Here is a 3,518-nt window from a genome sequence, read left to right as displayed (position 1 = left end):
TGGTGGGTGTTGATGGTTGGGATGCTGCGGGGCAGGCGTGGAAGGGGCTGGCGCAGCTGGTGACCGGCCTGGCTTTCGCTGTCTCGCCCGGCGTGCAGACGCTGTTCGGGACGCTGCCGGATGACCAGTTGCCTTCGTGGATCCGTGAATCGCGCAACACGCTGAAGGCGACCGGCAAGGCGTTGGTCGCTTGGGATGAGTGGGGCAAGAATCCCGCCCGTGCTGCCGGTGGGGTCACCTTCAACGTCCTGACCACGGTCTTCACCGGTGGTGCGGGCGGCGCCGCGGCCGGGGTGGGCAAGGCCGGCGCAGTCACCCGGGCCATCTCCATGGCGGGCAAGGTCGGCAAGGTCATCGACCCCATGACGTACGTGGGGAAGGCGGCCGGGGCGGGCCTGTCCAAGGTCGGCGACATCGCGAAGAGCCTCAAGGGCATCGGGAAGGTGGACGTCTCGGCCCTGCCCGCGGACGCAATCAAGCTACCGGAGGGCTCACTCAGGCTGCCCGACGGCACCGGCCCCGGCGAGTCGGCCCGCTACTTCGACGGCCAGGGCAACCTCCTCGACGAACACGGCAAGGTGCTCCACAGCATCGACGACGCCCCCAAGGAAGGCTCCCCCACCGCCTCTCCCCACGCAGGAGCGGACACCCCGCGGATCGAGACCCCGGCCAAGGCGCCCGCCCTGGTCGGCGCGGGAGCCCACACCACCGATGACGTGAGCCACGTAAGGCTCGGCGACAGCCTTGACAAGGACCTGGGCGATGTCGGTCGCGCTGGTGATGACGCACACACTCCAGACGCCAGCGCCGGCGACCACATCCCCGGCGCCACTGCGGGTGTCCATCTGGCCAACAGCGGTATGGGTGATCACCTCCCGGTGGGGCAGGCTGGTCATCATCTTCCCGGTCGCGGGCTGGGAGACCATCTGCCTGGTAGTAGCGCTGACGACTTGGGCACTCGTCCTTCCGCGAGTCACGAGCCCAGCGGTGTTGCTGACGGACACGGGGACGGCTCAAGCGGATACGGTCACGGTGACGGTTCTGCCGGGTCCCACGACCGCACACCCAACGACCGCGGTGATGACCTCGGTCACCATGAGACCGATGACGGTGCGCACCATGGCGCCTCCGACGCTCATCACTCGCACTTCGAAAACTTCGGGGACGACGGGCTGCCTAGTGGTCACGACACCAACGACTTCGGCGAATCCCATCATCGCAGCCCCGACGGCAGTGGCGGCGAGCCTCATGGCAGCCACATAGACCCTCAGCCTGACTGGCATGGTGGAAGCGCCGACAAGATGCGTCATCATCGGCGCTCCGCCTTGGACGTTTCGCACCTGTCGCCAGAAGATCAGTTGTCCGTTCTGGAGCGTGAGTCGGCAGAGCTTGCAGACGACGCTTTCGACACCCCGCCAGGGGAGGCGCCTACTGGGAAGAATCATCTAAACAAGGGATGTGCGGGAAGCTTCCTGCATGACAATGTGATTACTTCTCATAGTAGTACCACGAAGATGAATGGACAGAAACTTCCGCATACGCATCAAGTCCTTGATGGAATGCTGAAAGAAATAGCTGAAAGAGCGGACTCTACTCCTGGCATAAAGAAGGGATTGGGTCACGGGAAGTGTGCAGAAATCTCACTGATCAGCGACAGGCTGCATCAGCTGGACCCGACAGGGACGTCCATTCGCACGACGGAGGAAGCGAAGAGAGTGCTCGAAGGTAGTGTGATGCACACGCGGCAGATCGGTGACCTCTACGATCGCCAGACCGGTGAGCTGGCTCGATCGCATGGTGATTTTCTGCCCCCATGTGAGACATGCGGGCAGATACTGCCCCAGCTGGGTATTCGCGTACCCTGATAACAACTGCAGATCACAGAACGGAACGATGAATGGGACCCGATCAACCGACACTCGAAGTGCGTGACTGGCTGGCCAGGAGCGGCTGGACTCCGGGTCGTGACATCGGAGAACAGGCTGAGGAACTCATTCGCGTGCGGATGCAGGACGCCGAGCGCCAAGGTGTACCCCTGACGCCTGTGCCTGCAGCCGTGCGCATTGTTCACACTTTTGGCTTGCTGCGCCTCGACCATCCAACGTCCCCACGGTTCGCGTGGGTCATGAAGCCGACGATCGGCTACGAAGGCGATGCGGAGGAGATCCAGGAGCTGGCATCCGGGCTCGGGGAGCAGCTCTTCCCCGTCGGATATGAAGCGGCAGAGGGCGGGCTTCTGCTGGTAGATGAGAAAGGGCGTTTCTTCCACCTGCATCACACTGGGGGTTACTACCTGGGGCAGAATGAGTATGATGCCTTCTCCAGGTTTCTGCTCGGCGTCGACGACCCTGATGCGGAGGATTACTTTGTCTGAGCAGTTTCCGGCGGTGGCGTCTTCCTTGTTGGTTGACGGCAAGGTCCTCAGTCATACGAGTTTGGTGGGGGACGGGCGGCCCAACCTTCATCCGGCCGTCTGGGAGTTCGCGGGAGCCCTATCGCAAAGGCAACGCAAATCCTTCACGGGGCGTTGCGCTGAATCGGCTCTGATTTCGGATCAGCTGTGGGCGCTCGACGCCGTGCGAAGCGATGGTCGTTCCACCACCCTGCGGGAGGCGGCTCAGCATTTCGAGGGTTCCGCCATTATCTCCCGGAAGGTCCGCGGCCAGGGGCACCCTGAGCACGGAAAGGTCACCGATCCATGCAGTGTCTGCTCGGCTCTGTTGCAAGAGTTGGGCGTGCGCGTGATGCGTTGAAGCTGGCCAGCCCCCTTGAACAGCCGCTACTCGTATGGGGCTTTTGGTTCTCGGTAACCGGTCGGACGGCGTGATGCGGTGTCGTTGCCGAGTTGGCTGGTCCGTCGAGGGAGTGGGCTCGATACTCTCGGCCTGCACGCCACAGCTGGTATGGCCGTGGCGCGATGCGCACGTAGACCAGTGTTCAAATGAATGGCGAGCGGGGTAGGCGGAACGACGCCCACACGGTTTTGGTGCCGTCTTCGTGGAGCGCGGTTCCCCAATCGGAGCACAGTGCGGCAACAAGGCGAAGTCCGCGGCCGTTCTCGTCGGTGTCGTGTACAGGTGGGCGCAGTATGGGCAGGCCGTTGGCCGCGTCGCGTACGGCGAGACGGAGTACATCGTCGAGGTGGAGCTCCACGGTGATCGACGGTGACTCGGTCGCGTATCGCTCGGCATTTGTCGTGAGTTCGCTAGCTGTTGCGGGACAGGGCGTTGTTGACGGTTCCGGCAAGGCAGACGCTTGAGTGCGGAGCGCTTGCCGGAACAGGAGATACGACGCGGGGATGCCGACACACCCGCCGAGTATTGGTTCTCCAACCTGCCGGCCGATACCAAGCCGGCGGACCTGGGCACTGGGCGAAACTGCGATGCGCATCGAGCACGACTACCGCGAGCTCAAACACGCCTAGGTCGTTTCTGATGGCTCTTGTCAGCAGGGTGGACCAGGCCGTGGTGAGGGCATGCGTCCGGCATGGTGCGACGACATGAACTGAGCGACGCGCA

The 3,518-nt window shown here is 63.2% G+C and carries 3 protein-coding genes; all 3 read left to right on the top strand.

Going from position 1 to position 3,518, the window contains the following annotated elements; translation table 11 throughout:
• Positions 1–1,865, top strand: a 1,865-nt coding sequence (locus tag IF20_RS38770; RefSeq protein ID WP_199896929.1) for a YwqJ-related putative deaminase, incomplete at its 5' end; no start/stop codon positions are given.
• 32 nt (positions 1,866–1,897) lie between these two features.
• On the top strand, positions 1,898–2,374 hold the full coding sequence (locus tag IF20_RS36810; protein WP_052869792.1) for an SUKH-3 domain-containing protein: 477 nt from the start codon (positions 1,898–1,900) through the stop codon (positions 2,372–2,374).
• Complete coding sequence (locus tag IF20_RS38765; RefSeq protein WP_234427007.1) at positions 2,367–2,753, top strand: YwqJ-related putative deaminase; 387 nt, start codon at positions 2,367–2,369, stop codon at positions 2,751–2,753. The genes IF20_RS36810 and IF20_RS38765 overlap by 8 nt, the downstream gene beginning before the upstream one ends.
• Positions 2,754–3,518 lie beyond the last annotated feature (765 nt).

Source organism: Streptomyces niger, assembly GCF_000718305.1.
GTDB classification, from domain to species: Bacteria; Actinomycetota; Actinomycetes; order Streptomycetales; family Streptomycetaceae; genus Streptomyces; species Streptomyces niger.
Note: the sequence above shows the minus strand (reverse complement) of the source record. Positions and strands in the feature narration are given on the sequence as shown.

Excerpts from the sequence above, each read along its gene's own strand:
- IF20_RS36810 (WP_052869792.1), top strand. The coding sequence starts at position 1,898 with ATGGGACCCGATCAACCGACACTCGAAGTGCGTGACTGGCTGGCCAGG.